At 62.3% G+C, this 24,022-nt stretch carries 22 protein-coding genes; 8 read left to right on the top strand and 14 right to left on the bottom strand.

What is annotated here, in order from left to right; translation table 11 throughout:
* The first annotated feature begins 57 nt into the window (after positions 1-57).
* Both E0702_RS05070 and E0702_RS05065 read left to right on the top strand, forming a co-directional pair.
* Positions 58-1,041, top strand: a complete 984-nt coding sequence (locus E0702_RS05070; RefSeq protein WP_132041890.1) for a hypothetical protein — start codon at positions 58-60, stop codon at positions 1,039-1,041.
* 109 nt (positions 1,042-1,150) lie between these two features.
* Positions 1,151-2,497 carry a hypothetical protein gene (locus E0702_RS05065; protein WP_132041889.1) on the top strand — a complete coding sequence of 449 codons (1,347 nt, stop codon included), beginning with the start codon at positions 1,151-1,153 and terminating at the stop codon, positions 2,495-2,497.
* A 518-nt stretch (positions 2,498-3,015) separates the two neighbouring features.
* On the opposite strand, the gene E0702_RS05060 is transcribed toward E0702_RS05065, so the two are convergent.
* From E0702_RS05060 to E0702_RS05035, 6 genes are read right to left on the bottom strand one after another with little or no spacing between them, the layout of a single operon-like run.
* On the bottom strand, positions 3,016-3,549 hold the full coding sequence (locus E0702_RS05060) for a phosphatase domain-containing protein (RefSeq protein ID WP_240721674.1): 534 nt from the start codon (positions 3,547-3,549) through the stop codon (positions 3,016-3,018).
* On the bottom strand, positions 3,527-4,084 hold the full coding sequence (locus E0702_RS05055) for a histidine phosphatase family protein (RefSeq protein WP_132041888.1): 558 nt from the start codon (positions 4,082-4,084) through the stop codon (positions 3,527-3,529). The genes E0702_RS05060 and E0702_RS05055 overlap by 23 nt, the downstream gene beginning before the upstream one ends.
* Complete coding sequence (locus E0702_RS05050) at positions 4,071-5,198, bottom strand: MBL fold metallo-hydrolase (protein WP_132041887.1); 1,128 nt, start codon at positions 5,196-5,198, stop codon at positions 4,071-4,073. The genes E0702_RS05055 and E0702_RS05050 overlap by 14 nt, the downstream gene beginning before the upstream one ends.
* Positions 5,195-6,403 carry an ABC transporter ATP-binding protein gene (locus E0702_RS05045; RefSeq protein WP_132041886.1) on the bottom strand — a complete coding sequence of 403 codons (1,209 nt, stop codon included), beginning with the start codon at positions 6,401-6,403 and terminating at the stop codon, positions 5,195-5,197. Before E0702_RS05045 ends, E0702_RS05050 begins: the two co-directional genes overlap by 4 nt.
* Positions 6,404-6,407: 4 nt before the next feature.
* Positions 6,408-8,111: an ABC transporter permease gene (locus tag E0702_RS05040; protein WP_132041885.1), complete on the bottom strand. Its 1,704-nt coding sequence runs from the start codon at positions 8,109-8,111 to the stop codon at positions 6,408-6,410.
* On the bottom strand, positions 8,111-9,049 hold the full coding sequence (locus E0702_RS05035; protein ID WP_237562130.1) for an ABC transporter substrate-binding protein: 939 nt from the start codon (positions 9,047-9,049) through the stop codon (positions 8,111-8,113). Before E0702_RS05035 ends, E0702_RS05040 begins: the two co-directional genes overlap by 1 nt.
* A 270-nt stretch (positions 9,050-9,319) precedes the next feature.
* Between E0702_RS05035 and E0702_RS05030 the strand changes: the two genes are divergently transcribed.
* The 5 genes from E0702_RS05030 (at position 9,320) to E0702_RS05010 (ending at position 14,335) form a co-directional block, all read left to right on the top strand.
* Positions 9,320-10,075, top strand: coding sequence for a DeoR/GlpR family DNA-binding transcription regulator (locus E0702_RS05030; RefSeq protein ID WP_132041883.1), 756 nt, complete (start codon positions 9,320-9,322; stop codon positions 10,073-10,075).
* A gap of 306 nt (positions 10,076-10,381) precedes the next feature.
* Complete coding sequence (locus tag E0702_RS05025; RefSeq protein WP_132041882.1) at positions 10,382-10,660, top strand: YrhK family protein; 279 nt, start codon at positions 10,382-10,384, stop codon at positions 10,658-10,660.
* A 204-nt stretch (positions 10,661-10,864) separates the two neighbouring features.
* Complete coding sequence (mgrA, locus tag E0702_RS05020; protein WP_132041881.1) at positions 10,865-11,893, top strand: L-glyceraldehyde 3-phosphate reductase; 1,029 nt, start codon at positions 10,865-10,867, stop codon at positions 11,891-11,893.
* Between the two features lie 404 nt (positions 11,894-12,297).
* The gene (locus E0702_RS05015; protein ID WP_132041946.1) at positions 12,298-13,281 is read left to right on the top strand and encodes a DUF1852 domain-containing protein; all 984 of its coding nucleotides are present in this window, start codon (positions 12,298-12,300) and stop codon (positions 13,279-13,281) included.
* Between the two features lie 25 nt (positions 13,282-13,306).
* The gene (locus E0702_RS05010; protein ID WP_132041880.1) at positions 13,307-14,335 is read left to right on the top strand and encodes a methionine synthase; all 1,029 of its coding nucleotides are present in this window, start codon (positions 13,307-13,309) and stop codon (positions 14,333-14,335) included.
* Positions 14,336-14,444: 109 nt separating this feature from the next.
* On the opposite strand, the gene E0702_RS05005 is transcribed toward E0702_RS05010, so the two are convergent.
* The 4 genes from E0702_RS05005 to E0702_RS04990 form a co-directional block, all read right to left on the bottom strand.
* Positions 14,445-14,996, bottom strand: a complete 552-nt coding sequence (locus tag E0702_RS05005) for a PRC-barrel domain-containing protein (RefSeq protein WP_132041879.1) — start codon at positions 14,994-14,996, stop codon at positions 14,445-14,447.
* Between the two features lie 190 nt (positions 14,997-15,186).
* Positions 15,187-16,509 carry a Y-family DNA polymerase gene (locus tag E0702_RS05000; RefSeq protein WP_132041945.1) on the bottom strand — a complete coding sequence of 441 codons (1,323 nt, stop codon included), beginning with the start codon at positions 16,507-16,509 and terminating at the stop codon, positions 15,187-15,189.
* 2 nt (positions 16,510-16,511) lie between these two features.
* Positions 16,512-16,952, bottom strand: coding sequence for a LexA family protein (locus E0702_RS04995; protein ID WP_132041878.1), 441 nt, complete (start codon positions 16,950-16,952; stop codon positions 16,512-16,514).
* 106 nt (positions 16,953-17,058) lie between these two features.
* Complete coding sequence (locus E0702_RS04990) at positions 17,059-17,811, bottom strand: class I SAM-dependent methyltransferase (RefSeq protein WP_132041877.1); 753 nt, start codon at positions 17,809-17,811, stop codon at positions 17,059-17,061.
* A 548-nt stretch (positions 17,812-18,359) separates the two neighbouring features.
* Here E0702_RS04990 and E0702_RS04985 point away from each other — a divergent pair.
* Complete coding sequence (locus E0702_RS04985) at positions 18,360-18,788, top strand: hypothetical protein (protein WP_132041876.1); 429 nt, start codon at positions 18,360-18,362, stop codon at positions 18,786-18,788.
* A 55-nt stretch (positions 18,789-18,843) separates the two neighbouring features.
* On the opposite strand, the gene E0702_RS04980 is transcribed toward E0702_RS04985, so the two are convergent.
* The 4 genes from E0702_RS04980 to E0702_RS04965 form a co-directional block, all read right to left on the bottom strand.
* The gene (locus E0702_RS04980; protein WP_132041875.1) at positions 18,844-19,605 is read right to left on the bottom strand and encodes an ABC transporter ATP-binding protein; all 762 of its coding nucleotides are present in this window, start codon (positions 19,603-19,605) and stop codon (positions 18,844-18,846) included.
* Positions 19,605-20,669 carry a FecCD family ABC transporter permease gene (locus E0702_RS04975; RefSeq protein WP_132041874.1) on the bottom strand — a complete coding sequence of 355 codons (1,065 nt, stop codon included), beginning with the start codon at positions 20,667-20,669 and terminating at the stop codon, positions 19,605-19,607. The genes E0702_RS04980 and E0702_RS04975 overlap by 1 nt, the downstream gene beginning before the upstream one ends.
* Positions 20,666-21,841: an ABC transporter substrate-binding protein gene (locus E0702_RS04970; RefSeq protein WP_132041873.1), complete on the bottom strand. Its 1,176-nt coding sequence runs from the start codon at positions 21,839-21,841 to the stop codon at positions 20,666-20,668. The genes E0702_RS04975 and E0702_RS04970 overlap by 4 nt, the downstream gene beginning before the upstream one ends.
* 95 nt (positions 21,842-21,936) lie before the next feature.
* Complete coding sequence (locus E0702_RS04965) at positions 21,937-23,997, bottom strand: TonB-dependent receptor family protein (protein WP_240721673.1); 2,061 nt, start codon at positions 23,995-23,997, stop codon at positions 21,937-21,939.
* Positions 23,998-24,022 lie beyond the last annotated feature (25 nt).

Here is a 24,022-nt window from a genome sequence, read left to right as displayed (position 1 = left end):
AATAAACGAGCGCGCTGTCTAATACCTGTTAAGCATCAACAAGATTAGGGTGGCATTGTGAAGCCAGCAGAAAAAATCAAAACCCAAAAGATTGTTGATAAGATCGAGGCTGGCGATTTCGATGAAAACGATATTGATAATCTTTTCATGAAGCTGCGCGCTTATGCCTCCAATCACAGGGTCTTCAGAGAGATAGCCGACTTCGTAGCTCATAATGATAATCGGGACAGAGGGCTGGCAAACCAGGCTCTTGAAACCATGTATCTCAGAATGAGGTTCTTCCTAGAATACAATTCACCCAAAAAGACACTGGATTTATCACAGCCGTTTCCGCTTTGGATCAAACGCTTGATCATATTTCAGGTTGAAAAGTGCGAAGAAGAAATTCTAAAGGAAAGATTTAACGTAACTGCTTCTCGGTTAAAAAGCAGGATAGAAAACAGCTTTAAAAGCGATAAAAAGGCAAAAATCGCTCAGTATAAAGACGGCAAGCTATCGGAAAAAACTTTCGAAGCAATTCAGCACGTCATGAGCTTTATCAGCGGCCATGCCGCTTTTACTCAGGATCAACTGATTGACGAGTTGGTAGGTGTCCTCGATGCTAATCGCTTACGATTTGACACCGATGTAATCCTTTCTCTATCGGACAAGATAACGCTGTGCACGCTTCTGCTCTTCCATCAGTCAGAGTTTGACATCCGGGGCCATAAAAAAGCGCATTGTGAAGTCGCTGCAGAAAAAAGCTCGATATCACACAACGTACAGTTCGTCGACGTGCAGGGAAACCCTGTTGAACACCATGAGACGTTCGGCGCACTATCCGTTATGGGTACGGTCACGGTTAAAAGGGATGAACAGGACCTAGGAATCTCACACTGTGTAATGTCTACAAATCTCGACGTGGAGTCTTGGTGTTCCGAAAATCTTTTTCGTGTAGAGCCTTTAAGCGATGAAGTACCAAATCACATGTGTAAACGCATCCGGCTAGACACCGACCTGGCAATTGACAAGGATTTTAAACTGGCAGCCGCAAATGCTTAACAAACGGCTGCACAGCGACCGATTTTCCGCCGCTTCGCGGCTCCAAACCGGCGCGTGAGCCGGGCGTTAGTGATACGGTGAGCGTAAACAAAGATATTTTGGAGACGAAATGAATCGATGGAAAGAAGCCTTTGAGAAACATCCCGTACATGAAACTCTCTCGTGGCTCGACAATGCAGCTAGCTCAAATGCTGAAAACCTTTCTGAAGGCGAGGTAGAAGAACAGCGCCGTCTTAAAAAAATCATTGAGAGATACCGGGCTGTCTTATCGTCGATTGATCCCGAAATAGTGCCGGTAAACCAGTTGGATTCACTAAACAATCAGCTACGCCATCAAAATATTACAAACCAAGTAAATGCTTACCTACAAAATGGGAAACCATCGAATTTAGTCTCAGTTAATGACCAGGTCTCCAAGCATCTTACCCAGTTATCCCTATTTCAGTCTCTTTCTGAAAGTTCTGAGTTACAGGACAAAACCTCTTATATAGATAGCGTAGTCGATAGCACAATTAATGGTCTAGCAGCAAAAAAAGAAGCGTTAGAGGAGCAGTTAGATAATGTCGAGTCGTTAACGAAAGAGCAGACCAAAAAGCTAGAAGCACTCTCGGAAGAGATAAAGAAGAAGCAGGTAGAATTAACCAATCTCTCATCAGACTGGCAGAATCAATTCTCTGCTTCACAGGAATCCAGAAGCCAAGAATTTAGCAAGTGGAGAGACGCCTTTTCCTCCGAGAAAAGCAAGGAAGTTCAAGACATAATTGATAAATATAGTGAGATTCTTGATGACCAATCTGCTAGGAGTAAAGATGAGTTAGATAAGATCATCGTAGATTCAAAATTAAAGCACCAGTCGATACTAGATCTATATGAATTAACCGCTGGAGATAGTGTTGGTGCGGCATACATTAAAAGTGCCGATGACGAAAGGGGGCAGGCGAATTTATGGAGGGGAGTGTCAGTTGGATTTATAGTAATTACGGTTGTATGGCTAGTATTTTCATTTTTCTATAATGCAGAAAAATGGAATATATTAGACTCTAATACAGATGTCGTAGCTTCCCGAAACGATAACACCTCTCGGGAATCAAGTGAAGAGCTCTTGAATGTTCCTGATGCGGAAACGCAGAATAATGACTTCCCTTGGCACATTATGCTAATTGCATTCTCGATATCTGGGGTTCTATTGTGGGGTGCGGCTTACTCCGCTCAGCAATCAACCAAGCATAGGAACAACGAGAAACGAGCCAGATGGTTTGCGTTGGAAGTGAAAGCTTTTGACCCATTTATAAGCTCGTTGGAGCCTCAGCAGCAACAGGAACTCAAGAGGCAGTTAGCCGAGCGGATTTTTGGTCAAAATTCAACCGCAGATGAGGACTCCAAGGTGGTCGACGAACACGCGTTGAGAGCGGTTACTGACGCATTTGGAAAAGTGCTTTCAAAGTTGCCAAAATAATCACTAACAATCGGCTGCACGGCGACCAGCCTTCCGCTGCTTCGCAGCTCCAAACCGGCGCGTGAGCCAGGCGTTAAATTTGCACTGGCTGAGTGTCCTCTTTTAGCCGTAAGAGATCAGCATGCCTTTGAGGCGAGCGGTTTTTCGCTCCCCCTGAGGCATGCTATTCGGGAGAGAGGAAGATCTCAAACGGTACACAAGCGGTACACACACCAGCTTCGTGTGCTATCCTCAACTTTCGCTAAGCTACTGATTAAAAAGAACTATACCTTTCGCTCGATTACGGTCGCTTTTTCTTGTTTGTCAGTAACTTATTGTTTTAAAAGCGAACTCATAATCCCTTGGGCGCTGGTTCGAGTCCAGCTGGCCCCATCGCTATCAGGCAATTCCTCAGCTTTGCCTGTTGTCCTGGATTTCCGCGTAGCCGAGTCATCCTTGAGAGCTCCCGAACACAGGCAGCCTGAACGCAGGCCGCCTGTACGTCGTTCGATAACTGCGGATCAGACGCTGTGGATCGCCTAGAAGTCGCCGTCGGCGCACTGTAGGCAGGTCAGGCCGAGCCGGCGCCAGCCGGCCACCACGGCGTCACGGTCGTCGATAACGAGCCAGGGCCGGTGGCCATCCTCGCGCATGCACTCGAGTAGCTTCGCCTTGACCTCTTCGTCGGCCACCTCGTCATCGCCTGCCGGGCGCAGATAGAGCGCGTCGAAGGGAATGGCATTGGCGACCAGCCAGTCCCGGGTGTGGGCCGCATGACTCGCCGGGCGGCCGGAGCAGATCAGGATGCGCTGCCCCTGGGCCTTGAGCAGGTTCACCAGACGGACCACCGGCTCGATCACCGGCGCTTTGGCCATGTGCTGAAAGAACGGGTCCCAGTGCTTCACGGCGCCCAGTACCCAGGGGGCGACGGTCTCGGTGTCGAGCTCCGCCAGGGTGCCATCGACATCGACGATCACGGCATCGGTGGCTCCTTGACTGGAGCCCCAATGCTCATTCGAGAGAGTGGTGGCGTGCTGTTGGTCGAGCGGGCTAGAGGATATCTTGGCGGTCATCGTGGTTTCCAAGTAGATGGAAGGTCCAGCCCAGTGGGCCGGGACGTATCAAGAGCGGTCGGGCGTTGGGCAGCCGGGGACCTTCGGGGCGTCCGCGAACGAGTCGTTGGATCACCCGGTAGACGCCTGAGTGGGCGATGATCAGTGGGTACGGGTGAGCGGCAAGAGTAGCGTTGAGCGCAGCGACGACCCGTGCCTCGAAGCTCTCCCAGCTTTCGCCGCCGGGCGGGATGCTCATATAGGGCGGCTGATGCGCCAGCGGTGCGCACTCCAGCTGCCCCCAGTCGCGTTCGTCGAGCCCGGCGAGGCTCGCGAAATCCTGTCCGGGCACGGCAAGTTCGGTAGTCTGGCGGGCACGCAGGCGTGAACTTGTCACCACTTTCGACCAGGGTCGTTCGAGCAGCGGCCGGGCCGATCTTGCCTGGTCTTCACCCAGCCTCGTTAGCGGCACATCGGTGCTGCCACCTATCAGGCCATCGCGATTGAGAGGCGTCTCGCCGTGGCGCATGAACACAAAGGGGCTAGCCAGCAGCATCGCACACCTCGCTGGCCGGACGCAGACATCCAGTGGGGGTGGCCATGGCGAGTTCCCGTGCCGGAGGCGAGAGCGGGAAATCCTGCTGCCACTCCGGGGTCAGCTCGGTAAACAACGGCCACAGTTCCCGTGCCTGGAGCATGCTCATCAGTGTGGTGATGTCGGTCAATCGAGGATGGACATTCCAGCGTCGCCATGCGGCCTCGCCGGCGGCGACCTGGCGTCGGCGAGGCGGCGTCAGATAGCCGCTGTGCAGGGTGTGATAGCCGGGCCAGGTATTGCGGTGGCCATCGTCATCGACAAGCAGTAGATGCGGCGCGGCGGGTGGCGGTGCGGTGAGCAGTTCACGGAGCCTGGCGTCAATGCCTGGGCGGCGGAGTGTGGCCGGCAGCGCCAGCAGGCGCGTCAGCGCCTGGCGGCAGCCGTCGTCGAGGGCCAGCCGAGTGGCCCCCTCAGCGTTGCCATGCGTCGATTCCTGGTTATCGATGAACCACAGCGCTATCTCGGCGGCGCGACCGGAGGCCGGAACTGGCATCACGGTAGGACGCTCAAGGTGATCTGCCATGGCGGCCTGGGCTGCGGCCAGGGGCTGATCGTAGCGCCCGTAGGAAGCGTCCAGCAGGGCAATGGCGGCCGGCGGCGGTGGGTCGAAGGGAAACACCGCAGACTCCAGGCAGGTGTCGCCTGAGTAGAAGATGCCTTGGCCCAAGGCCAGATGCAGCCAGACACCATCTAGCGAGTGGCCGGCCTGGCCGGTGGTGACGCGTACACCGGCAATCCTCTGCTCTCCGCGGGAGGCAAGCGCTCGCCAGCGACGTCCGGCAGGCAGGGCCCTGGCTGTCTCGCTGGTGCAGTAGAGCGGAATATCGCTGGGTAGTTGTGCCAGGCTCCCGACATGGTCGGGGTGATCGTGGCTGAGCAGGATGGCATCGGGCCAGCCCCGGCGTTCAAGGTCGCTCACCCACTCGCAGGCTGCCCCTGGGTCCAGGGGACCTCCGGCATCGAGCAGCAGGCGAACCTTGGCCGTCTCTATCAAGATCGCCGCCGGCGCCTTGGCGCCGAGGCCACTGAGAACGGTGATCTCGACATGCTCTTCGCTGGAAATCTGGGTCATGCGTCCGGCTCCAGGCACCAGGCGCGCTGGATCGCGACGCCGACCGCACTCTCGGCGGCCAGGTGTGTCGGTGAATAGGCCTGCAGCTGGGTGCCGTCAGCGAGCCTCAAGTGCACTTCGTAACGTTCACCGCGAAAGATCGAGCTCACGACGCGGGCGCCTACCTGGCTACCTGAGCCGCTGTCGGGGTGGCTGCCCGACACAGCCCCGCGGGGCACAGTATCGATTGGCGTCAGGTGCACATGCTCCGGGCGCACCACGACACTGGTCGTCTCGGTGCCTTGCCCCTTGCCCCAGGCCCTGAGGGAGGCATTGAGGCATTCACCGCTGACCGCGGTGGATGGCGTCAGGCCGGGCAGCTCCATGACGCTACCCTGGCCGATGAAGCCGGCGACCCAGGGGCTGCGCGGCTGGCGATACAGGGTTTCCGGGGTGGCGAGCTGAATCAGCCTGCCGTCCTTCATCACCGCGATACGGTCGGCCAACGACATGGCCTCGCCCTGGTCGTGGGTGACATAGACCAGGGTGGCCCGGGTGCGCCGGTGAAAATCGCGGAAACTGTCTTCCATGGCGGCGCGCAGGTGGCGGTCGAGGTTGGCGAGGGGTTCGTCGAGCAGCACCACCTCAGGGGAGGTGACCAGGCAGCGGGCCAGCGCCACGCGCTGACGCTGGCCGCCACTAAGGTCCTGGGGGCGGCGGCTGGCATAGGTCGCGAGTTCGACCAGCGCCAAGGCCTCGCCGACGCGACGCTGATACTCCTGGCCGCGAATGCCCTGGAGCTTGAGCGCATAGCCCACGTTGTCGGCCACGCTCATATGCGGCCACAGGGCGTAGGCCTGGAACACCATGCCCATGTGGCGCTCTTCCGGAGGCAGCGGTCGGCTGCCGTCGTCGAGGTGACGCCCGTTCAGGGTGATGCGCCCGGCGCTCAATGTCTCGAAGCCGGCCAGGGTGCGCAGCATGGTCGTCTTGCCGCAGCCGCTGGGGCCGAGCAGGGCGACGAACTCGCCCGGGGCGATGTCCAGCGACACGTCGTTCAACGCCGCCTGGCTGCCGAAGTGCTTGGTGGCGCCGACGATGTTCAGGCCGCGGTGGCCATCGCTGGCCTCGCGAATGTCGGCGTCACCTGCCGGCAGAACAGAATCCCTGGCCTCGGCGGGAGCAAGGGGGTACGCCGAACGGCGTAAGGTTGACAGAAGATTCATGACTTCACTCCTTCCAGGGGACCACGCCACGAGGCAGGCGACCGGCCATCAGGTTCAGGGTAAGCATCAGGGCGGCCACCAGGACCACGACCACCACGGCGACCGCCGAGGCCAGCACACTGTCGCCGCCCTCATCGAGGTTGAAGATCAGTACGCCGAGGGTCTCGTTGCCGGCACTCCATAACAGCGCCGATACGGTCAGCTCGTTGACCGCGGTCAGGAAGACCAGGATGCCGCCGGCGGCGAGGGCCGGGGCGGTAAGCGGCATGATGATGGTCACCAGGCGCCGCCAGGGGCTGGCGCCGGCCAGCTGCGCGGCCTCTTCCAGTGAGGCGTCGAGCTGTCCCAGGCTCGCCGTCACCGGCTTCAGGCACACCACCATGAAGCGCGCCAGGTAGGCGACCAGGATGATCGCCAGGCTGCCGTAGAGGCTCACCTCGATCAGCGGCAGGGGACGCACGAAAAGCAGAATGCAGGCCACCGCCAGGACGACACCCGGCAACGCATATGGAATCTCGATGACGCCCAGTAGCCAGGCTTGCAGCCGCTCTGGCATGCGTCCCAGGCGATAGGCCAGCGGCAGGCACACTGCCATCAGCACCAGGGCCGCACCGCCGGCCAGCCATAGGCTGTTGGACATGGCTCGCCAGGTCACGCCCTGGCGACCCAGCATTTCGCGGTAGGCATCCAGGGTCGCGGTGGTGGTGTTCAGAGGCACGCCCATGGCCGGTACCAGTGAGCCGACCACCAGTGCCGTGAGCGGGGCGAGCAGAATCATCGCCAGCACCAGACCCATGCCCGCTTCCAACGGGACCCGAGAGCGTCCCAGAGAGAAGTCGTGAGCGCGTCCGCCGTGGCCGATCAGTCCGAACCGGCTGCGTCGTAGCAGGTGCTGCTGCAGGGCCACGCCGGCCAGTGCCAGCAGCCCGATCAGCACCGACAGCCCGGCCATCTCGGCGAGCACGTTGGTGCCGAAACTGGCCATGCGTTGATAGATCAGGGTCGGCAGCACCAGATAGCCGGCGGGAATGCCGAGCATGGCTGGGATGCCGAAATTGCCAAGACTGGCGGTGAAGGCCATGGCGCCGCCGGCGACCAGACCCGAGCGGGTGATGGGCACGATGATCTGGCCCCACACCTGACGCTGGCGGGCGCCCTGGATACGAGCCGCCTCGACCAGTTCTCGGGGTAGCGCCAACAGGCTTGTACGCAGCGCCAGAAAGACCAGAGGAGCGCTCTGGATGCCTAGCAGCAGACCGATGCCGGCCGGTGAGTACAGGGGCTGAGGGCTGCCGAGCTCCGGGGCCAGACCGAGGCTTGCCAGCAGAGGGCTTGCCGGGCCGAACAGCTGTAGCCAGGCCAGGGCCGTGACCTGGGGCGGAATCATCATCGGCAGCATGAAGCAGAAGACCCAGATGCCCTTGGCACGCACATCGGTCAGGGTGATGATGAAGGCGAAAAGGCTCCCGAGTGCCAGGGCGATCAGCATGCCCAGGGCAGAGGTCACCAGGCTGTGCCACAAGGCCTGCCAGGTGTCGGGGTCGCCGAGGACCTGGGCGAGCGGCGCCTCGTCCCTGAGCTCAAGCCCACCCAGCGCCTCGATGATGAGCCGGGCGCTCGGCGCCAGGCTCAGCAGTACTATCAGGATCGTCAGGGCGGTCAGCAGTCGGCGCTGGCGGTCCGCCCCTCGAGAAGCGTTGTCCATCATCAGTCGCCGAATAGCTCGGAGAAACGAGCCTTGGCGGCGGCTTCTTCGTTCAGGGCCCGCTCGCTGTCGAGCGGCATCAGCGTAATGTCCTCACGGGCCGGGAAGCCGGCCGGCGGTGCGATGCCATTGCGTGCCGGCAGATAGCCCATCTCGCTGACCAGTTGCTGGCCAGACTCCGAGAGCACGAAGTCGACGAAGCGCTGGGCCGCTTCGACATCGTCGGCACCCTTCATGATGGCTACCGGCTCGGTGACGGCACTTGAGCCCTCCTCGGGGAAGACGAAGGTCACCGGCGACCCCTTGACGGCCTCGCGAATCGGCAGGAAGTCGACGACCACGCCGTAGGGCTTGGTGCCGGAGGCTACCGCCTTGAACACGCCGCCATTCCCGCCCTGGGCCTCGGCGTCATTGGCCGCCAGTGCCTCGACGTAGTCCCAGCCAAGTGCGGCATTGTCGGTCAGGCTAGCCAGGTGAATCAGCGCAGCACCCGAGTAGAGCGGACTTGGCATTGTCACCTGGCCCTTGAGTGCCTCGTCGGTCAGGTCCTGCCAGCGCTGCGGGGCTTCGGCCGCGCGGTTGTTGTAGACGATGCCCGTGGTGATCAGCTTGGTGCCGTAGTAGTAGCCATCGCTATGGTATAGCTGTGCATCGAAGGCATCGCGCTCGGGGCTTTGGTAGGGCTGCAGCAGGTCATCGGCGATCAGCGATTCCATGGTCACGGCGTCGGCAATCAGCAGCACGTCGGGACGGCTGACGCCGGCCTCGAGTTCCGAGCGCAGACGCGCCATCAGGCGGGTGGTGCCATCGCGGACCCACTCGACGTCGATATCCGGGTTGGCTGCCTCGAAGGCGTCGACGGTCTGCTGGGCATCGCTGCTGGGCTGGCTGGTATAGAGCGTCAGGGTCGTCTCGGCGGCCTGGGCCGAGGCCGTCATCATGGCGAGGCTGGTGACCGCCAGGAGCGGCGTGAGATAGCGGGCGACGGTGGCAAGGTGACGTGTGGTGGACATGAAGCGTTCCTTGGGGCGATGGCGTGGGCGAATCATCCAGCCTGTGCGGCTCGGATGGCCGTCTCGCGATGGCGGGACCGGTGCGAGAACTGCCCTCAAGGTAGTGTCATCTGTTTACAACATGGTGACAGTAAGCTTTCGTTTGAAGGCGGTTGGCTTTCGTTTTTCCGCCACTGACTTTCGCTGACCGGAGCCTCAATGGATCACCATGAACGCCGCCGTCACTTGTTGACCCTTATTCATGAGTCGGGCAGCCAGTCGCCGGCAGCCCTGGCACGGCACTTCCATGTTTCGGTGCAGACCATTCGTGCCGATATTCGGGCGCTTTCCGAGCGCGGCCTGGTGCTCCGTCGCCAGGGCGAAGTACTGCCCTTTCCGGGCCGCGAGAATGATGACTTCGAGCGGCGTGCCATCATCAATATCGACGGAAAGCGACGCATTGCGGCCCTCGCCCAGGAGCTGATCGAGGACCACCAGGTGCTGTTTCTGGGCACAGGAACCACGGTCGAGCAGGTGGCCTTGCGCCTCGGTGTCCATCAGGACCTGCAAGTCATCACCAATAATCTGCATGCGGCGATGGCGCTGTGTCATCAGAGCTGCGAGGTGGTGGTTTGCGGTGGGCGTATTCGGCGCCGCGACAAGGATGTGATCGGCGGCGATGCCTGGCGCTTCTTTCAGCGTTATCGGGCCGATGTGGGCATCGTGTCGGTGGGGGGCATGGACGACGACGGGCGGCTGTATGACTACAACGATGACGAAGTGATGGCGAGGGAGGCACTGTTTGCCCACGCCGCACGGAGGGTACTGGTGCTCGATCGCACCAAGTTCGCGACACGGCTGTGCTGCACGGCGGGGAGGCTTGACGATTTCGACGCGGTGATCACCGATCAGGCCCTGCCGGACCAGCTGAGAAGCCCGCTGGCGGCCCGCGGTGTACGCTTTCTGAGTGCCTGACGGTGATCGCTGTCGCACCCTTATTCAGGAAGCACCGACTATCTCGGTCGCTTGATGCTTCACAAAGTAGGGGAAATTACCGCACTCGCCTGTAGACATGATCGGTTGACCTGCCCCTCCTCAACGCTGTGGGTTGTGTCGAGGCAGAGAGCGGAACACAGAGCCACTATCGAGGAGGTTCAGGTGCGATAACTAGCCAGTTGTCGCCATCCACCAACGAGGCACCAGGTCCGGGCTGCCTTCTTCTCACAGCTCTGAAGCGCTAGGCTGACGGTCTCGAAGACCATCATCGCCGAGGAGATGCGCATGGCACTATTCGACAGGGATCGCCGTGAGGAGAACCCACGCACCCGCAGGTTTTATGCCCTCTGGGAGCTGGTCTACACCTTCGTTGACTTCGGCGCTGCGGTGACCTTTCTGATCGGCTCGGTGCTGTTTCTCTACGAGAGCCTGCATACCATTGCGACCTGGTTTTTCATCGTTGGCTCGGTGCTGTTCGCCTTCAAGCCCACTATTCGCACCTGGCGCGATATCAAGCTGGCTTCGATGGGCCACGTAGAGGAGCTTGAAAAGAGAAAGGAGTGAAGATGCGCGGTGCACTGGAGCTGCCGGCTGTCGGGCTTCTGGCGAAGTTTAGCTCCGGGGCGGTACGCTCCTGAATGATCATGGCCAGTACGCCTGGCATCGCCAGCCGCGCGACTAGATCCCATAATGAGCGTCACGCGGCCGCCGCAGGCTCGGTTCTGCCGGCGGTCAGGGAGACACGCGAACTTCGAGGAGTGGGACACCATGAGCTATACGCCCTCGGCACACCGCTACGAGCGCATGCCCTATCACCGCTGCGGGCGCAGCGGCCTGAAGCTGCCGGCCATCTCGCTGGGGCTGTGGCAGAACTTCGGCGAGAACGCGAGCCCCGAGAATGCTCGGGCCATCTGCCGCACCGCCTTCGATCACGGCATTACCCACTTCGACCTGGCCAATAACTACGGGCCGCCGCCGGGCAGCGCCGAGTCGCTGTTCGGCCGACTCCTCAACAGTGATTTCGCCGGCCACCGTGACGAGCTGGTGATCTCCACCAAGGCGGGCTACTGGATGCATCCGGGGCCCTACGGTGAGTGGGGCAGCCGCAAGTACCTGCTCTCCAGCCTGGATCGCAGCCTCGAGCGGCTCGGCGTGGACTACGTGGATATCTTCTACTCCCACCGCTTCGACCCCGAGACACCGCTGGAGGAGACCATGATGGCGCTCGACCAGGCGGTGCGGCAGGGCAAGGCGCTCTACGTCGGCATCTCTTCCTATAGTGCCCAGCGCACCCGGGAGGCGGTCGAGATTCTGCGCTCGCTGGGCACCCCCTGCCTGATCCACCAGCCGAGCTACTCGATGCTCAACCGCTGGGTCGAGACCGATGGCCTGCTGGAGACCCTCGATGAGCTGGGCGTCGGCTCGATCGTCTTCTCGCCGCTGGCTCAGGGGTTGTTGACCGGCAAGTACCTGCAGGGCGTGCCCGAGGAGAGCCGTGCCGCCCTGGGCCAGAGCCTGAAGGAAGGGCACCTGTCGCCCGAGAATCTGGCCCGGGTGCAGGCGCTTAACGAGATCGCCGAACGTCGCGGCCAGAGCCTGGCGCAGATGGCCATCGCCTGGGTGCTGCGCCGCGGTCGCGTGACCTCGGCACTGATCGGCGCGAGCCGCCCGGAGCAGCTGCTTGAAAGCCTGGGGGCCCTCGATACCCCTGAGTTCAGCGATGCGGAGCTCGCCGAGATCGATCGCCATGCGGTCGATGGCGGCATCAACCTGTGGGCGGCCTCCTCGCAAGGATGATCCTCGCTTAGCCCCTTTAGCCAATCCTCCACATCCCCTGGGCATGGATGCCGGCCACGTGGCCGGCATCTGGGCCGAACGGACCAGTCTGGCCGCCGACCTCGGCGACTCCCGAGGCACTGGTGCCGGTCGATCGTCGCGGTGATGTGTCAGCCCACACACTCGAACATGAATGATATTGATGTTCGTCATGAGTTTCTTCAGCTTGCTTCATTAGGCGATGATTTCGATAATCCCTCCATCGCTTCGTCAGTGGCGTTCCCGCTGGGCAGTGACCGCCACCTCGGCCCGCGATATCGGACCCGACGAGCTCGAATGGCGACGATCCAGGGCGTCATCTCGAATATCGATCAATAGCGAGATGCCTTGGGTTCATGTCTCAGGAAGCAGGATGGCAAGCCAAAATGGATAAGGATTTTACGTTTACCGTCAAGAGTATTCGTTTCGATGAGAACTATCGGCCATCGGACAATACCCGTATCACGACCAACTTTGCCAATTTGGCCAGAGGGGAGCAGCGTAAGGAGAATCTGCGCAACACCTTGCGGATGATCGACAACCGCTTCAATGCCTTGGCGGATTGGGATAACCCGAAGGGGGATCGCTATGCCGTCGAGCTCGATATCATCTCTGTTGAAATGGCCGTTGATGCTGCCTGTGGTGATAGCGCGCTTCCGCTGATTGAAATCTTGAAAACAACGGTTGTCGACAAGAGATCCGGTGAACGTATTGAAGGCGTCGCCGGCAACAATTTTTCCTCCTATGTGCGGGATTACGACTTCAGTGTAGTGCTAAAGGAGCACAACAGGGACCGGAAGGAGTTCAGTGTTCCGAGTGATTTCGGCGTTCTGCATGGCAGCCTGTTCAAGGCGTTTGTCAACTCGGATACGTACAAGACGTATTTCAAGAAGCCTCCTGTCATCTGTATCAGTGTTTCGAGCAACAAGACATATCACCGCACCGAGAACCACCACCCCGTGCTGGGCGTTGAGTATGTTCAGCAGGAGCACTCACTGACGGATGACTACTTCGGAAAGATGGGGATGAAGGTTCGCTACTTCATGCCTCCGGGTAGCGTGGCGCCCCTGGCCTTCTATTTCATGGGTGACCTGCTGGGTGATTACACCACTCTGGAGCTTATCAGCACCATCAGCACCATGGACACGTTCCAGAAGATCTATCGCCCGGAAATCTACAATGCCAACTCGGCGGCGGGAAAGGCCTATCAGCCAAGCTTGAATCAGCAGGATTATTCGCTGACCCGTATCGTCTACGACAGAGAAGAGCGTAGCCAGCTGGCGACTGAACAAGGAAGGTTTGTCGAAGAGCACTTCATCAAGCCCTACCGACATATTCTCGAGCAATGGTCCGCCAACTTCGCTCTTTGACTCACCTATCACGAGATCTTCCATCATGGCAAAGCTGTTACCCACTTCGACGGCCGGCAGTCTTCCCAAGCCCTCCTGGCTTGCAGAGCCGGAGGTACTCTGGTCCCCCTGGAAGTTGCAGGGTGAGGGGCTGGCAGAAGGCAAGCAGGACGCACTGCGTCTGGCACTGCATGAGCAGCAACAGGCGGGCATCGATATCGTCAGTGATGGCGAGCAGTCGCGTCAGCACTTTGTCACGACGTTTATCGAAAATCTCAATGGCGTTGACTTCGACAAGCGCGAAACCGTCAGAATTCGCGACCGCTATGATGCCAGCGTCCCCTCGGTCGTCGGTGAGGTATCCCGTCAGAAGCCCGTTTTCGTGGATGACGCCAGGTTCTTGCGCCAGCAAACCACGCAACCCATCAAGTGGGCGCTGCCTGGGCCCATGACCATGATCGACACCCTTTACGATGGTCACTACCAGAGTCGTGAAAAGCTGGCGTGGGAGTTCGCCAAGATCCTGAACCAGGAGGCGCGCGAACTGGAGGCGGCGGGTGTCGATATCATCCAGTTCGATGAGCCCGCCTTCAATGTCTTCTTCGATGAGGTGAACGACTGGGGCATCGCGACGCTAGAGAAGGCAATCGAGGGCCTGAAGTGCGAGACGGCCGTACACATCTGTTACGGTTATGGCATCAAGGCGAATACCGACTGGAAAAGCACCCTCGGCAGCGAGTGGCGGCAATACGAGGAGGTGTTCCCCAAGCTGCAGAAATCCAATATCGATATCGTCTCTCTGGAGTGCCAGAACTCTCGCGTTCCCATGGAGCTGATCGAGCTGATCCGTGGCAAGAAGGTGATGGTGGGCGCGATTGACGTCGCCACCAACACCATTGAAACACCCGAAGAGGTAGCCGATACCCTGCGCAAGGCGCTCCAGTTTGTCGACGCCGAGAATCTCTATCCCAGCACCAACTGCGGCATGGCACCACTGTCACGCCGGGTGGCCAGAGCCAAGATGAATGCGTTGAGTGCGGGGGCGAAAATCGTGGCGGGGGAACTCGCCGGCTAGGCTAACGGCCTTTTTGCAGGCACCCACATAAGAAGGGCCCGGCCAATGGCCGGGCCCTTGTCGTCATGCAGTTCCTCATGCTGTCAGGCGCGGGAGTCGCATGTATCGATTACTCGGCGGCGTCCTGGGTCTTCTTGCCGACGTTCTCCAGTGCCTTGCCGATGTTGTCCAAGGCGCGAGAGGCACCTTCCTGGGTGGTCTCCCAGGCGCTGGCTGCGCCCTCCTTGGTCTGCTCCCAGGCCTCGTGGGCGCCCTGACGAGCGTCTTGCCACCAGTCGTTATCATAGGTCGGCTGCTGGCTGATCTGGGCGTCGCTCATGTCGACGATCACGCGATATTCGATGTCGTCGAGGTCGTCGCCGTTATGAGTTTCCACGCTGAAGCGGCCTGCCTCGATCACGAACTCCTGATCGCCGTCGATATCGAGCAGTTCCCCGGTATCGATCACCAGGGCGCGCACCCTCATGTCGTTATCCAGCAGGATATCCTCGACCTCGCCGATTTCTCGGCTATCGGCCGCGGTGTAGACATCGGCGTCGAGCAGTTCATCGCTTGAGTAGAGGCCCTGAGGCTCCGCCATGGCCGATGCGGATACCAGCAGGCCGCCAGCGATCAGGGTGCTCAGCGTGGCGTGACGCAGGAGAGGCTTTCCATACCGCATGTGATGACTCCTTGTTCCTTTCCTTGTGCCGGGCCCGCTGCCGCGGACCCGATTCGCCGGCGTGTCATGTTGCCGTACTGCCTTGGTCATGGGGGATTCGAACGAGTTCCACTTTTTATGTAACGTAGTGTTACGGCGTGGGCCTGTCGGCGGCGAGTGAGCAGCTCGACCCTGGCCGGTGAGTCCTGGGTCAATCGCCCGGTCGAGGATGCCCCTTCACTGATCGGGCCTCTCGAGGCGCCGTGATCGTCGGCAGCTCCCTCCAGCGCGTCGTCCAGCGGGGTGAGCGGTTGGCGCAGCGCAGGTGCCAGGCGGCGCTGGGGGAGGGCATCCCGAGTTTGACGGTGCCGCGGCCCATGCGCTGGTTAAGGGTATCGAGGGTCGCCATCAACTTCTCGCTGCGCTCGCGCTCCGCGGCACTCTGGGGTGACTCCAGCAGCGACATCTGCTGACGATTGGCGTCGATCAGGTCGATCAGCATCACCCCGGCCTTCATGAAGCGGTAGTGCGGCCGGTAGATGGCGGCGAAGGCCTGGCCGACCGCGTGCAGGATCTCGCGGCTGTCATCGCTGGGGCGTGCCAGCTCGACCACGGCGCCAGGCGAATACTGCGGCAGGTCCTGCCGGTGGCGGTTGGTCTTCAGGAAGACGTAGACGGCCCGGGCCAGGCTATCTTGGGCGCGCAGCTTCTCGGCACCGCGCTGCCCGAACTGGCGCAGCGCCTCGTGGATCTCGTCGCGGTTGTCGGTCAGCTTGCCGAAGGAGCGCGAGGTCATGATGCGCTGGCGGGGCTCGTAGGCGTCGTTCATCTCGGTACAGGGCACGCCGCGCAGCTCCAGGGCGGTGCGCTCCAGGGTCACCGAGAAGCGCCGGCGAATCGCCTTGGGGTCGGCCTGGGCCAGATCCCAGGCCGTGCGGATATCCATCAACGCCAGCCGCTCCACCAGGCGGCGGCCCACGCCCCACACATCGCCCAGCTCGGTTCGTTGCAGGAGACCCGCCGTTTCGGCGCCGCCCGCCGAGAGCACGCAGACACCCCGGTAGCCGGGCACCTTCTTGGCCGCCCGATTGGCCAGCTTGGCCAGGGTTCGCGTCGGTGCCACGCCGACACTCACCGGGATGCCGGTGAAGCGGCGCACCTTGTAGTGGAGCTCGCGGCAGTGGCTCAGCAACTGCTTCTGCGTGAAGCCGTCGAAGCGCACGAACATCTCGTCGATCGAGTAGGGCTCCACCCCGGCGGAGAACTCCTCCAGCACCGCCTGCACCCGGGCGGACATGTCGCCATACAGTTCGTAGTTGGAGGAGAGCAGCCGGATGCGCCCCTGGCGCAGCAGCCCCTTCAGCTCGAAGGCCGGGGTGCCCATCGCCACCCCCAGCGCCTTGAGCTCGTTGGAGCGAGCGATCACGCAGCCATCGTTGTTCGAGAGCACGCCCACCGGTAGTCCCTCCAGCCGAGGCTGGAAGACCCGCTCGCAGCTGACATAGAAGTTGTTGCAGTCGATCAGGCCGATCATGGTCACACCGGATACTCGTGGATGACCGAACGCACCACGCCCCACACCTGGCAGTCGAGGTCCTCGAGCGGGATCGGCGGGTAGGCCGGGTTGGCGGAGCAGAGGTAGGGCTGGCGGCCCTGCAGCTGGTAGCGCTTTACCATGATCTCGCCCTCCACCAGCGCCACCAGGATGTGCCCCGGTCGCGGCTCGATGGAGCGGTCGATCAGCAGCAGGTCGCCGTCGTGGATGCCCAGGGGGTCCATGCTGTCGCCGGTCACGGTCATGAAGAAGCTGGCCGAAGGGCGCTTCACCAGCCGCTCGTTGAGATCCAGGGTACGCCCCTCGTAGTCCTGGGCGGGGCTCGGAAAGCCGGAGACGCCGGCCCGCGTCAGCGCCAGGGGATGGGGCAGCGCCAGGCCGGGTGGCGTCGGGTGGGCGGGAATCGGGGTGTCGATGGTCATCGGGTGCCTCCTCTTGGTGCTGTTATTTTATACAGTATAGAGGGGTGGCAACACCATGTCGGGGATCGCTAGGGCCGAGTGTACGGGCTCGGCCTCGAGAGGGGCGTTAAAACTGGTGTGTGGCGGACTCCAGCCGGCCGTCTGCAAAGCACAGGGTGAAGTGCTCGAGCGGGGCAGTGTCATGTTCACGCAGCAGCAACGTTAGCCGATTGCCGCGAAGCTCGGCGTACTCCAGACGGGCTTCCTGGCCCTCCAGCCAGGCGCTGCCGGTGATGTCCTGGTATCTCTGCTTGAGCTCAACGCGGTACTGCCGATCGTCCGTTCCTGTCCACTCCCATGTCCCCGCCACCTGGGCCGGCACAATCCACAGAAAGAGGTTGGTGCCGTTGATACGGCGTCGCTCATCCGCTCGCCAGTCGCCCATGTCAAAGGCGTGTGACACGATGCGGGTTCCCGGGCGCAGCGTGCTCAGCAGCCGCGGGCGCAGCTCCACGTTCACCGAGTCGAGAAGGTAGAGCGTGACCACGGTGGCCTCACTGATGTCCGCCGTGAACAGACTTCCTTCAATGAAATCGACGAGATACTCGACGCCTGTCCAGCCCGCATACTCCATGGCATCGGCGACCCTCAGGGGGTCAAGATCGATGCCGATGCCGCGTGCATCGCGGGTTTTGGCCGCGGCAACCACAATCCGACCGTCCCCCGAGCCCAGGTCATAAAGTATGTCCTTCCGGCCGACATTGGCCAGACTGAGCATTTCCTCAATCACCGCTTCATCGGTGGGCACATAGGGCACGTCCAGTAACAGGTCTGGCTCCAGTGAATCGTTGTCAAGGTCACTGACGAGGTCCGTAAACAATGGCGATACCTGTGTGTGGGTGATTCTGGGGCTATCGGTGGGGCTGTCGCGGCTGTGCCTGGATTCAGGCTGTCACGCCGTGACCGCCGCCTCGGCCGTGCTGGCTCTTGTCGCTTTTTAACGCTTTCCGCTGCCATCCTCTGCGCGACGAGGCACGGGGGGCGCGGTGTTTCGATATTCTATTCTATTGCTTATATGATAACTATTTATTCCATCATGTGATAATTCGATAGGTGCTGGCAAATCGCCGTGTGGTCACCGGCTATTTCTCTTGCGGGCAAGTTGTCGCACTGGCAGGGAGAGGGTGTTGATGAAAGAGAACGGCGCCGAGAGGTTTTGCGCAAAGAGCGTCAGCAATGCTGCAACTGTGTCTCGCAGCTGCTATGCCCCGCCGCTATCACCTCGCAGCTATGCCTATAGTGTGATGAGAGGCGCCACTGATGGACCCACCGGGGAAGGCGCCTTGAGGTGGCGCGGAGCAGGCGTCGATGGTCGGCTAGATGAGGCGAGCGATCATGAACACGGGGCGAAACGGTTGGAAAAGAGGGTTGCAGGCACTGGGCCTGGCGGTGGGGATAGCAGGGCTGGGGGGCGCCTCGGACGCGTTCGCCGCCGACTTGAGCGGGGTCTACTGCGCGCGCGGCGGCGACGATATCCTGATCGTCGATGATCGCGGCAGCCGGCTCGGCTTCGAGCTCAGTTCGTGGCAGGGGGGCATGCACCATTGCGGAACGGGACGACTGACGGCGGCGCGCCAGGGCAACGGCTATACGGTGAGCGACGGCGCCTGCACGCTACGCCTGGGCAGCGATGGCACCGATATGGTTCTGGGGGCGGCACCCTTCGAGGCCTGCAAGCGCCAGTACTGCGGCGCCCGGGCGGCACTGAGCACCCTTCGCCTGCCGTTGGCCAGTCGGCGGGCGTTGCCACTTCCCTTCGATAGCATCTCGATGATGGAAACGCCGCTCTGCCGGTAGCGGGGGCGTCCAGGTGTTTCATCCCAAGGTGTCTCCCGCTCTCCCATTGGCACCATCACAGCCCCAGGGCCTGAATGCGTAGGCTCGCATCGGGCCCCCTGTCGACGCTGAGCCGGACGTTGAAGAGTGGCTCGAGATGATCAGCCGTCAAGCAGGCCGTTGCAGGGCCCGCCGCCTGGCAGCGCCCCTCCTTGAGCAACCAGCAGTGATCGGCGAACCGTGCGGCCAGATTGAGATCATGCAGCGCCAACAGCACGCTACGGCCGCGATCCGCTTCTGCTCGCACCCACTCCAGTACCCTGAGCTGCTGGTGGAGGTCCAGCGCACTCGTGGGTTCATCGAGCATCAACACCCGGGGCCGTCGCACCACGGCCTGAGCGATGGCGACGCGCTGGTACTGCCCTCCTGACAGGCTGGCGAGCCGTCGGCCCGCGAGCGCCATGAGCCCCATGCTGTCGAGAGCTGCCTCTACGTGGGCGAGATCCTGGCGACGAACGCGCCCCGGGTGCAGGGTCTTGTACGAGAGAAGCACCGCTTCATGCACGCTCAGTGCCGCCTGGCTGCCGCCTAACTGTGGAAGGTAGTAGAGGGCTTCGCGACGCTCGGCCGACGACAGGGTGGCGAGCTCGCTCCCGCCGAGGCTCGCCGCCAGCCTGGCCGGTTCGATGCCGGCCAGGGCCCTGAGCAGGGTCGACTTGCCGGCCCCATTGGGTCCCAGCAGTACCGTCACGGCGCCGGCGGGGGCCGCCAGAGGCCCTTCGATGGCGAGACGCCCGTCGAGCTCCACGGAGTGGACAAGCAGGTCATCGTCATGCATCAGGATGGCCTCCGACGCAGGATCAGCAGGAAGAAGGCGGGCAACCCGGCCAGTGCGGTGATGATGCCGATGGGCAGCACCAGCCCGGGCACGACGAGCTTGCTGACCAGGTCGGCGACGCACATCAGGGTGGCGCCACAGAGTGCCGAGAGCGGCAGGAAGTGACGCTGCTGCTCGCCTACCAGCAGGCGTGCCATATGCGGCGCCACGAGGCCGACGAATCCGATGGTTCCGACAGCCGCTACCACCACCGCGGTGAGTAGCGCCATGGCGGCCAGCATACCGAGGCGCAGCCGCGCCACGGGCACTCCCATCGCCTGTGCCTGGATGCTGCCCAGGCGCAGGGCGCCCAGCTGCCAGCCCAGCCGGTGGCTCAGCAGCAGGGTGCCCGCCAGCACGGCGGCGATCAGACCCAGCTTGAGGCCGCTGGGCCGAGACAGACTGCCCAGTGACCAGAACACCAGCTGTTGCAGGGCGTCCGGAGAAGCCAGGTACTGCAGCAAGCCGAGCAGGGCATTGAAGGTGAACATGGTCGCGATGCCCAGCAGGACCAGGGTGTCGAGCCCCACGCCGCGCAGGCGACTGAGAGAGTGGATCATGCCGGCCGCCACCAGGCTGAAGACGAAGGCATTGCCGGCGGCGGCGAGGTGTCCTGCCAGGGGCAGCAGGCTGATGCCGGCCACCACGGCCAGGGCGGCGCCGAAACTTGCGGCAGAGGCCAGGCCCAGGGTGAAAGGGTCGGCCAGGGGGTTGTCGAGCACGGTCTGCATCTGGGCGCCGGCGACGGCCAGTCCCGCGCCGGCCAGCACCGCCAGCAAGGCCGTGGGCAAGCGAAGTTGCCACACGGTGATGCGGACGAGAGGGCTGGCCTGTTCCGGGGTCAGCAGGGCCTCGAGCACCTGGCCCGGAGAGTGCCCTCCCGGCCCTAGCAGCAGATCGGCGAGAAAGGCGGCCAGCAGCATGCCGGCGCCGCCTAGCAGCCAGGCTCGATGGCGAACTTCGCGGCGGCGGAAGCCATCGGCGGCCACCAGACGGGGCGTGATGATGGCGGGGTCGAGGCTCATGGCGAGGCCTCCTCAAGCGTCGCCCAGAAGGCCCCCTCTGTCGACAGTGGCAGAAATGCTTCGTGGAGGTGGCGCCATAGTGCCTCGGGCTCTAGGTCTGCCATGGCCTGGGGGTGCAACCACTTGGCCAGGCGTTGCACCGCGATGAACTGATAGGGCGTGTTGTAGAACTGGTGCCAGAGCGCATGGACGCGTCCCGCGCGCACGGCGGCCAATTCGGGCCACCCCAGTCGGGCTTCGGTCAGCGCGCGCATGGCCTCGCGTGCCTCGCTCACCGAAGCGTCATAGCCTAGGGGTATCGCGGCCTCGCTCAGGTCCTGCCAGTCGCCGCCGGTCATGACGATGACGTCGGGGTTTTCGGCCAATACCCACTCCGGATGCAGGCGTCCGAACACGCCGGGGATCTGTTCGGCGGCGATGTTGTCGCCGCCGGCCAGGCGCACGACACGCCCCAGGTTGTCGTCGCCGACGCTGCGGCAGCACTCCGGATGAAGCCCGGCCGCTGTCTCCACCAGCACCCTGGGCCGCGTATCTGGCAGTCGATCCGCTACGGCCTCAAGGCTTTCCTGGCGCAGTGTCAGCAGGGCTTCGGCGCGCTTCTCGGCGGCGAATAGCTGGCCGAGAAGACGCACGCTCGGCGCCATGTGTTGATCCGGTTGGGTCAGGAAGTCGACGAATACTACCGGAATGCCGGCGGCTTCCAGTACCGGCAGGGCCGGACCATCGCGTAGTGCGGGCCAGGCGGCCAGGTCGAAGACGATGGCGTCGGGCTCGAGGGCCAGGGCCTGTTCAATGCTGAACTCGCCGTTGGCGGCCTTGCCGAAGGTGGCCAGAGATTCCGCGTGAGGGAAGCGTGCCCGGTAGCGAGCCCAGACATCACGGTCGAAGCGCTTGAGCTCGTCTCGCCAACCCACCAGGGGCGCGAAGGGGTCCTCCGGGCGAAGGGCGGCCAGCGTATAGAGCAACCGACCCTCGCCGAGGATCACCCGTCTTGCACCATGGGGAAGCGTGACCTCCCGGCCGGCCAGGTCGGTGACCGTGACCCTGTCAGAGGCACCTGGCGAGTCCGCCAGGGCGCTGCCCGATAGTAGGAGCCATATCAGCCCCACCACCAGGGATGACCAGCCGGGTGGTGGACGCCGTATGTGACGCTGGGGAGGGAAGGAGGGCATGGCGTCTCCGATAGCGATGAACTGACTGGTGAGTCTGACGGGTGAGCGCCCCGCACGCGGCTGGTCAGGTACGGGGCGGTGGGCGATGAGCGTACCTAGAAGGTCATGTCCAGTCCCAGGCTATAGGCACGACCGGCAAGCGGCACGCGTCCCACGGGACTCACGTCCACGCCGCGGAAGTAGGCGTCATCGTCGGTGAGGTTGTGCACGCCCAGGGTCAGGCTGGCATCGGCGGCCACCGGCAGGCGGTAGGCCAGGCTGGTGTCCACCTGCCAGTAGTCGGGCAGCTCGCCGGCGCTACCATTGGCTGTCTCCTCGCGTGTGTTGGCGGCATTCGAGAAGCTCTCGGCCACATAGCGGCCATTCAGATTCCAGGTCCAGTCGCCCTGGGTCCAGGCGGCATGCAGGTTAAGCAGGTGTGTGGGTGCATTGGGCACCTCCTGACCGGCATACTCGCCGTCGCGCTGCTCGGTATCCAGCCAGGTCCAGGTTCCCTCCAGACTGAGCGGCCCTCCGGCCGGCGCCCAGCCCAGGCGGGTCTCCACCCCTCGGTAGCGGGTGCGGCCCAGGTTCTTGAGGCTGTTGTCGGGCTGCTTGACGACCTGGTCCTGGTAATCGATCACAAAGCCGGTGCTCGATGCCTGCCAGTCTCCGGCGGTGTAGCGTGCTCCCAGCTCGTGGTTCCAGGCGGTCTCGTTGGCAACGTCGCCGGGGTTGGTGACTTGGGCCAGCTGCACCGGGGTAAGGGAGCGCTGGCTGTTGGCGAAGAGGTACCAGGCATCGCTGGCCTCATAGCCGACGGTCAGGCCGGGTAGCCACTCTTCGGCGCGGTTATCGTCCTTATCGCCGCCCAGGGCATCCGCGTAGTCCATCTCGACTTGCTCGTAGCGCAGCCCCGGCGTGAGGGTCCAGCCGCTGTCGCCGAGCCGCCAGGTATCGCTGACGTAGGCTGCCACGGCCTGGGTATCGAAGTCCCAGCGGCGCACCTCATTGGTGGTGCCACTGGCCTGCTCGCGGCGGTTGACGTCGAAGTCGACGCGCTCCTCCAAATAGCGGGCACCGAGCATCAGGGTATGGTCGCCGCGGCGTAGTGCCAGTCGCGGCTCACTGGCCCAGACCCGGAAGGCGCGGGGGGAGTCGGCTACGTGGGTGGTGGATGCCGCGGGGTCGGCCCAGTGGAAGTCGGTCGTCTTGTCCAGATGTTGACCGAACCAGAAGGTGCGATCACTGCGATGGCCGAAGTGGCGCCAGCTGAAGTCGACGTCTGCGTTGGGTTGCCAGTGCCAGGTCAGGTGGCCGCGCCAGGTGTCGGCCTCGAAGCGATCGTGGGGGCGTTGGGAGTCGGTGCGATCACGCTCGAAGGCATCCGGCGAGAGGGCGCCGGGAAGCTCGGCGTTGACTTGGTAGTACTGCAACTGGCCGTCCAGGGAGTGGGCGTCATCGATCAGATATTCGCCGTCGATGATGAAGTTGTCGACCTCGGTGTCGCTATGCTCGCGGCCCGCCTCGCCCCGCACAAGATTGGCCTGCACCTGAAGCCCCAGCTGCTCGCTCACTTGGCCGCCGGCTCGCAGGTAGCTGTCGGTCAGAAGATGGCCGGTCGCCTCATCCACGGTGAGTCGTTCACGCAGCTGGGTTTCTGTCTCGTAGGGGATGCCGCGGGTGACGAAGTTGAGCACGCCCCCGACGTTATTGGGACCGTAGTGAACCGCGGCGCCGCCCCTCACCACGTCGACCCTCTCCAGGGTGGGCAGGGTCACCGGGAACAGGGAAACGCCGATATTACTGTAGGGCCCCAGGGCTGCCGGTATGCCGTCGACGAGTATCTGCACCCGCTCGCTGCGGCGTGGGGACAGACCCCGCACGCCGATGTTGGGCAGGATGCCGGTGCCGGTTTCGTCCTGGACATGCACCCCCGGCACCCGTGCCAGGGCGTCCTCGAGGTTGCGCACCTCGCCTGCCTCCAGCGTCTCCTCGCCCAGGGACTGGCGTCCTCCCGGGGTGGTGCGCGGATCCGCCTGGGTCGCGCCCAGCCAGTCGCTGGATACCACCAGGGTGTCCAGCGTGATGTCCTCTTCGGCCCAGGCGGTAGAGGCGCCAAAAGTGATGGCCAACATGGCCAGGGTAAGTGGCGCGGGCAGAAACCGGGAATGCATGTCGTATCCTTTTGGCAATGATTAT

It is taken from the genome of Halomonas marinisediminis, from assembly GCF_004347715.1.
Classification (GTDB): domain Bacteria; phylum Pseudomonadota; class Gammaproteobacteria; order Pseudomonadales; family Halomonadaceae; genus Halomonas; species Halomonas icarae.
Note: the sequence above shows the minus strand (reverse complement) of the source record. Positions and strands in the feature narration are given on the sequence as shown.